This window comes from Syntrophorhabdales bacterium (assembly GCA_035541455.1).
In the GTDB taxonomy this organism is placed as follows: domain Bacteria; phylum Desulfobacterota; class Syntrophorhabdia; order Syntrophorhabdales; family WCHB1-27; genus JADGQN01.
The window spans coordinates 1-7,602 of sequence record DATKNH010000052.1 but is presented as its reverse complement, the minus strand read 5'-3'; the positions used below and the strand labels follow the sequence as shown (position 1 = coordinate 7,602).

The following is a 7,602-nucleotide window of genomic DNA, read 5'->3' as shown; positions in this document are numbered from 1 at the left end:
CCTCGTAGCGAGGTCAGGATCTCGATGTCCTTCTTCATCTTCTCCGTACAAAGGCTCATAAGCAGCTTCGTCACTTCCTTGATCTGTTCTTCAATATAGAGGAGCTGCGCAGCATCCTGCTTCAAGACGAGTTCCTTCGCTTACTGAAAATAAGGGTTCGCCGACCCAGGAAGAACTAAGCCCCCCTGCCTTCCTTGGGGCAATCTTACTGCCTTTCAATGGTTAGTTATACAGGAAGTAAAGGTAGGAGGAAGGAATAACGCCATGTGCCAAGCCTTTCTATCATATCCAATTCTGCTTGAACCATTTGCCCATGATGAGGTCGTGGTAGATAGCTAATCCATAAGCCAACGATCTTTACTCTCCTGTGTTTAAAAGCGCGATCCCAATGGGGCAACCGGTTGCAAACAAGTGCGGGCTCATCAAGCAATGGCTTATCGATCTTTCACCAAAGCGCGATAATACAACCAAACGCATATGTCGCCGTAAGGCTGTTCCCAGAGTATTTTTACTGGCGGAAGGACGCAAAACGTATTCGCCAAAGGAGAGAGCATGTATTACGACTACTGGAGCCTAATCAAACCGCCGTTTGACAATGTTCCAGACCCTAGCATGTATGTTGAGTCGCACGCTTCAGTTGAAAACGCCATCACCGAGACGCTTTTTGCCATAGAAGAAGGCAATGAATGTCTGGCCGTCATTGTCGGAGATGTCGGCTTGGGTAAAACCCTCTGCCTCAGGCTGCTCTTGGATAACCTCGCTCAGGACAACTACAAAGTTGCCTTCCTGACCAATCCGGATATGTCCTTCGTGCAACTGATGCGGGAGATCGTCGGACAGCTCACCGGACAGCCCTGCGAGATCAAGAAACGCATTGATCTGCTGGAGACGTTCAATAAGATACTCTTTCAGACAGCTGATGCGGGAAAGAAGGTGCTCTTATTTATAGATGAAGCCAATGCTCTCCCCCCTCGAAACCTCGAGAGCCTCAGGCTGCTTACCAACATGCAGGATGACAATAGAAATCTCTTAACGATCATCATGGCCGGCCAGCTGGAATTAGCCCAAAGGCTAGAACACCCCTGCCGGGCAAACTTTTTCCAGCGCATCGGCATCTACTGCAGGATTGACAAGATTCAATCACCCGATCTGGTACGAGATTACGTCGAGACTCGCCTGAAGCTTGCCGGCACTACGAAAAAGATCTTCACGGATGAAGCGATCGATGTGCTATGGGAGTATTCTGACCACGGGGTCCCCCGCCTCATCAACAAGTTCTGTAAGCTCTGCCTGAAGGCCGGCGAGACAAATGGTTTTCAGATCATAGATGGTATGACCGCGAAACAGATGGCTGAACGGTTTCAGAAGCTTAGCAGCCTGGCAACGCCGAAAAGAACACCGCGCCAACGGCTGAGGGACAACCGCGTGGAGCAAAATGCAGAGAGGGAAACATCCGAAGAGAGGACCGCGGAGCCACTTGCCGCCGAAGGCGACTCCGTTGTTCAGACCGAGGCGCTCCCCGGCAACCAGCCTCTCGAAACTATAGCTGCCACGTTAGGGTCCGAAGTCGCCCTGCCAGAACCCGTAGCGGAGGAGGCCACACCGGTCCACAAAGAAGCACGGCCAATGCGTAACAAGGAAGTCATTATTGGAAAGTTCAGGGTCAAGATCGCCATCCCGCTCCAGCTCCTGAACATGGCCGGTTCTTTAACGCCGGCGGATCGGGTCAAGTTGGCCGGTCGCCTGGCTGGTCAGACCCTCGACAGATACCCTCAGCTGAGCGAGGCCAACGTCGACCCAATGTCTCTCTGGAGTGAAATGAGGAGCCTTATTGCTAATGCTTTGGACGAGGAATTAGCACGGATAAAGGCTGAGGAGCGCGGCTGGCTCCTCCACGCTCAGTTTCAGAACTACGTTAGAGACGCACTAGCATTAGTCGGATAGGTGGCCCTTTTTTTGAAGAATAAGAGAACCGCTAGCAGTATTTAATGCCATGTGAAAGCGAGTATAGAATAGCGAAAGCTGAAAATGCAACCTTGCAGGAAGGAGTGCTTTGCTTGCGCAGTGCCAAAAAGGAGCTTGTCGATAGTACGCAATTCCTCATGACTCATATGTTTACCTCACCTAGAAAAGTCGCGCTTCGCGCGACGTGAGTTATACAACCTCAGTAATTCAATAACGCCAGTAACTCGATTCTGCGGTACTCCGTCACCGCACCCCGCCTGCCATCCGTGCATCATACCCCCTTCACTGGCTGCCATGCGCCCTGCATTCCGGCCATTCGATTTTTCTCCTTTAGTTTCCTTTTTTCCCCGGCCCTCTGTGAGGGGAAAAAAGTTTTTGAGGGGGGATAGACCCGAAAGGAGGGCAACATATGTTGGTGAGGAGGCGTAAGCTGGGGATGGACCTGATTAAAGTCTGGTTCGTGGTAGTTGGTGTGTTTAGAGTGCAGTTTAATCATCAAAGAAACGGAAGGTGGAGCAGATGAAGCTATTGACCGCTAAAGAAATCGCAGGACTTTTGAGAGCGAAACCTTCTACCGTCTATGCCTGGGCTGAACAGGGTATTCTTCCTTGTCTGAAAATAAACGGCCTGCTTCGTTTTGACGAGGAGGAGATTCTTGGGTGGTTAAGTGCTTGCAAACGGGCGGAACACTGCTATAATAGCGATATCCAAGCGAGAGCCCGGAAGGGAGGTATAAAGTAATGGGGCTCTATAAGCGAGGCAACACGTATTGGTTTGCTGTCATGTTTGAAGGTCGCAGAATACGCCAGTCTCTGAATACGGACAACAGGAAAATGGCCGAGAAGCTGCATGCCAAGGTGCTCACCGATTTGGTGGAGGGTCGTTATTTTGAGAGTCATATGTCGAAAAACGTCACCTTTGATGATATGAGCAAAGAGTATCTGGAGACAAACGCGCACTCCCGAGACGAACACACTATTAAGAAGCTGAAAGCGTTCTTTTCAGGTTACACTTTGGCTGAGATTACGACGCCGCTTGTTGCCGATTATCAGGATGACAGGTCAAAGAAAGTGAAGCCGGCGACTGTGTACCAGGAGCTTTCCTTATTACGCCGTATGTTCAATGTGGCCAAGAAACGATGGAAGTGGATACGAGAGAATCCTGTGAGTGATGGGGATCTTTCCTTTTCGGTGGGTAACAGGAACGCACGTGACCGGTGGCTGACGCCAGAGGAAGAGATAGAGCTTCTGGCTGCCGCGACAAACCCGCGTTGGTTGCGGTCACTGCTGGTTACGGCCCTGCACTCCGGCATGCGTAGAGGAGAGCTATTGGGGCTGAGATGGAGAGACGTTGATTTTGGTCGGACGCTCATCAGGATCGAAAAGTCCAAGAATGGTGAGAAGAGATTGATACCAATGTCAAAGACTCTTCAGGCCACGTTGAAAGCGATCGTCGTAAAAGATATCACCGGAAATGTATTCCCCATCTCTGTGCGAAGTCTTGAGGGAAGCTTTCAAAGGCACTCTTGCGAAGACAGAAATTGAGAACTTTAAGTTTCACGACCTCAGGCATTATTCCGAGTTCCGGATTATGCCGAGTGCTTAAGCTCGGTGCCAGTCAGAAGCCTACCATTCCGAGATATACTCCTGACCACTACTTGATTTGCTCGGCATAATTCTGCTGTCTTCTTCCTTTAATTCCATTACAAGGAGGAGGCAGACATGCTTGATCAGTTCTATGTATTCCCGTCCACACGGGAACGTTTGCGGCTCGGTCCGCTGGGCCCACACATCGATGGTTTTGCTCGGCATATCTCAGAGCGAGGTCATCCACGGTCCACGGCCAGACATAAGATCAGGTCGGTGGCCGCTCTCAGCAGTTGGCTTGAGATCAAACAGCGTGGCGTGGAGGACCTGGATGAACAGCTCGTGTCGGAGTTTCTCAGATACCGTCGTCATAGAGGTTTCTCTCAGTATGAAGCGCCGCAGGCCCTGCGGGATCTTCTCAGTCATTTGCGTCATGTCGGCGTCATCGGTTGCGCTCCGGCGCGCGAGGAGAGTCCTCTTCACGTCGTCGAACAAGGATTCACAGAGTATCTTATCCAAGAGCGTGGCCTCGCCAAGCCAACCATAGTCAGCTATCTTTCCATAGCGCACGCATTTCTGTTCGAGTGTTTTGGTCGTAAACCACCGGCTCTGAACGATCTCACGCTCAAGGATATTACCGGCTTCATCATCCGCCAAGGGAACAGGCTGAGCCTGCGACGTGTCCAGCTCGTGACCACGGCCCTGCGCAGCCTATGCTGTTTTCTCTACCAGCGGGGTGAGATCCCGACGGACCTGGCCTCATCAGTCCCCACGGTGGCCAACTGGCGCATGGCGGAACTCCCGAAGTTTCTGGAGTCAGAAGAGATAGAACGCCTCCTCGGAAGCTGCAATCGGTCCAGTTTCACCGGCCGGCGTGACTATGCGGTGTTACTGCTCCTGGCACGGCTCGGCCTGCGAGCGGGAGAGGTGGTGCATATGCAGCTCGATGATCTGGACTGGGAACGTGGAGAGCTCACGGTGCGGGGTAAGAGCTTCCGACATGACCGGCTTCCCATCCCCAAAGATGTCGGCAAAGCCTTGGCCGCATATCTGTGCCATCGACCTCGCTGTTCGTCGCGCAGGGTATTTCTCCGCATCTACGCACCGCGACAAGGGTTTTCCACTTCTGTAGCCATCGGTGACATCGTGCGGAGAGCCTCCATTCGCGCCGGGCTCCATCCGGCGCGCAAGAGAACACATCTTTTGCGCCATGCCCTTGCCGTCAGGATGCTCCGCGGCGGCGCCTCGCTCGCGGAGATTGGTGAGATCTTAAGGCACGAGCTTCCCAGCACGACAGAGATCTATGCCAAGGTCGATGTGGCGGCACTGCGTGCACTCGCGCTGCCATGGCAAGGAGGAGAACTATGAAGCTCTACGATGCGCTCGACGAGTATCTCAAGGTACGCCGTGCACTCGGGTTTAAACTCACGACCCCGGGTGGTTTGCTCCAGAGGTTCGTCACCTACGCGGAACAGGAAGGTGCTTCTTCGATCACCACAGAGCTGGCGTTACGATGGGCCACAGGGCAAACGAAGTGTCAGCACGCCCAATGGGCGAACCGGCTCTCGATGGTGCGGAGGTTCGCTCGCTACATGAGTGCTCTGGACCCAGCGACCGAGATTCCCCCGCAAGGCCTCCTTCCCTACCACCCTCGCCGCACGCAGCCCTACCTATACAGCGACGAAGAGATAGCGCGCCTGCTCCAGGCGGCCAGGAACCTCCCTTCATCGCTGGGGCTGAGGGCGGCCACGTACACCACGCTGTTCGGACTCCTGGCGGTGACTGGCATGCGGATGAGCGAACCGATTGCCCTGGACCATGATGACGTAGACCTTACCCGGGGCATACTCACGGTTCGCCGCACGAAGTTCGGCAAAACACGCATCGTCCCTGTCCATGCTTCCACGCTGGAAGCGCTCCGGCGCTACCGCGAGGTCCGGGATCGGCTGTGTCCGCGGGCGCACGCCAGAAGCTTCTTTCTCTCCGAACGAGGGACCCGCTTGACGGTATGGTGCGTGCGCTGGACGTTTGTCAGGCTCTCACACCAGATAGGACTGCGGGGCCCGGATGATAGTCATGGCCCGAGGCTGCACGATCTGAGACATCGGTTTGCCGTGCAGACCCTGCTCAGATGGTACCGGGAAGGCCTCAACGTTGAGCAGCACCTTCCGGAGCTGAGCGCCTATCTCGGTCACGTCCATGTTAACGACACCTATTGGTATATCTCAGCCGTTCCAGAACTTCTCCAGTTGGCGACCCTCCGCCTCGAGGGCAAAGGAGGGGGGTGTCGATGAAGACCGATGCCGACTTCCCCGCCTTGCTCCAGGCATTCTTCACCGACCGCCTCATGCGCCAGCGGCAGGCAAGCCCTCACACTATTGCCAGTTACCGGGATACCTTCCGCCTGCTCCTTTCGTTTGCGGAGCAGCGTTTGAAAAAAGTGCCCTCGATGCTTCACCTCGAGGATCTGGATACCCCGTTCCTTGGCGCCTTCCTTGACTATCTCGAAAAAGAGCGCGGTAACGGCGCCCGCAGCCGCAATGCTCGTTTGGCCGCCCTTCACTCGTTCTTCCGCTTTGTTGCTCTCCATGAGCCCCGCATGAGCGCCCTGGCTCAGCGCGTCCTGGCAATACCCCAGAAGCGTTACCACCGCACGCAGGTCCAGTTCCTGAGCCGGCGTGAGACCGAGGCCCTCATCGCAGCACCTGATCAAATGACGTGGGCAGGTCGGCGGGACCGAACGCTCCTTGTGGTTGCGGTGCAGACGGGCTTGAGGGTGTCAGAGTTGATAGGGCTACGCTGCGAGCACGTTGCCCTCGGCACCGGCGCCCACGTTCAGTGCACCGGTAAGGGACGAAAAGAACGCTGCACGCCACTGCGCAAGGAGGCCGCGGCCGCGTTGCGTGCCTGGCTCGCCGAGCGCAAGGGACAACCCGCAGATCATGTTTTTCCCAACGCACGAGGCCATGCGCTCACCACCGACGGCGTCGCGTATATCCTGACCAAACACGTGGTGACTGCGCAGCGGCACTGCCCATCGCTGGAGAAGAAGCGTGTCACTCCTCATGTGCTTCGCCACAGCGCCGCAATGGAGCTGCTTCAAAATGGCGTGGATCGCTCGGTGATTGCGTTATGGCTTGGTCACGAATCGATGGAGACTACCCAGATCTATCTTCACGCCGATATGGCGCTCAAGGAAAAGGCCCTGTCCAAAGCTGCACCGTTAGGTATAAAGATACGCCGATACCGCCCGGACGATAAGCTTCTCGCTTTTCTCAAGGACCTCTGATTATGCCGAGTATAACAAACGTGAAAACCCGAGATTCGCCCAATGTTCCGAGTTACTCGGCATAATCCGGAACTCGGAATAATGACGTTTATGCCGAGCTCGGCATAATCGTCACACATTTGCGACAAGGCTTGTGCGGAACGGGGTGGATCTTTACAAGGTGAAGGAACTCCTCGGGCATAAGACCATCGCTATGACCATGCGGTATGCTCATCACTATCCAGAAAGCCTGCGGTCGAGCGTGGAGGTTCTGGACGTTTGTCACAATTTTGCCACAATCGCCTATTCTGGAGTTTGACAGATGCGCCTAACCCCTCGTAAAATAAGGCACGCGAGAGTGGCGGAATTGGCAGACGCACTGGACTTAGGATCCAGCGGGGAAACCTATAGGGGTTCAAATCCCCTCTCTCGCAATCTGAATATAATCAAGGCCTTCCGGCTTTCCCCCTGACCGTATTCTTGTTGTCCGAATGGGATTGTGCCTGGGTTTGTGCTTGTCCTCTGAGGTGACAGTGTGGATAAGTGGAATCTTAGGTTGGTACCCAGTTCTTCTGACAGCGTAGACTTCAATCGTACACGGGTGGGGCTACCTGTGTTATAGCTCTTGGTTCAGTATCTTCTCTTTCAGAATTTCCCACTCTTTCATTGTCAGGACACATGTGTTGTCCTTCTCACCTATCTCCACCTGTGAATCAGTTATCTTAACCACCGGACAGCATGAACCTTCTTTGCATAGTGTTACAATCTTCATAGTTCTTGTTC

General features: G+C 54.2%; 5 protein-coding genes and 1 tRNA gene. All 6 read left to right on the top strand.

The features are described from left to right. Window positions 1-552: 552 nt before the first annotated feature. The 6 genes from VMT71_05725 (at window position 553) to VMT71_05700 (ending at window position 7,253) form a co-directional block, all read left to right on the top strand. Window positions 553-1,944 carry an AAA family ATPase gene (locus VMT71_05725; protein ID HVN23449.1) on the top strand — a complete coding sequence of 464 codons (1,392 nt, stop codon included), beginning with the start codon at window positions 553-555 and terminating at the stop codon, window positions 1,942-1,944. A 761-nt stretch (window positions 1,945-2,705) separates the two neighbouring features. Beyond that, window positions 2,706-3,509 carry an integrase gene (locus tag VMT71_05720; GenBank protein ID HVN23448.1) on the top strand — a complete coding sequence of 268 codons (804 nt, stop codon included), beginning with the start codon at window positions 2,706-2,708 and terminating at the stop codon, window positions 3,507-3,509. A gap of 177 nt (window positions 3,510-3,686) precedes the next feature. Then, entirely contained in the window at window positions 3,687-4,919 is a 1,233-nt protein-coding gene (locus VMT71_05715) for a tyrosine-type recombinase/integrase (GenBank protein HVN23447.1), read from the top strand. Then, window positions 4,916-5,845: a tyrosine-type recombinase/integrase gene (locus tag VMT71_05710; GenBank protein ID HVN23446.1), complete on the top strand. Its 930-nt coding sequence runs from the start codon at window positions 4,916-4,918 to the stop codon at window positions 5,843-5,845. The genes VMT71_05715 and VMT71_05710 overlap by 4 nt, the downstream gene beginning before the upstream one ends. Then, window positions 5,842-6,840 carry a tyrosine-type recombinase/integrase gene (locus VMT71_05705; protein ID HVN23445.1) on the top strand — a complete coding sequence of 333 codons (999 nt, stop codon included), beginning with the start codon at window positions 5,842-5,844 and terminating at the stop codon, window positions 6,838-6,840. The genes VMT71_05710 and VMT71_05705 overlap by 4 nt, the downstream gene beginning before the upstream one ends. 331 nt (window positions 6,841-7,171) lie before the next feature. Then, window positions 7,172-7,253: transfer RNA gene (locus VMT71_05700), tRNA-Leu, on the top strand. The last annotated feature ends 349 nt before the right edge of the window (window positions 7,254-7,602 follow it).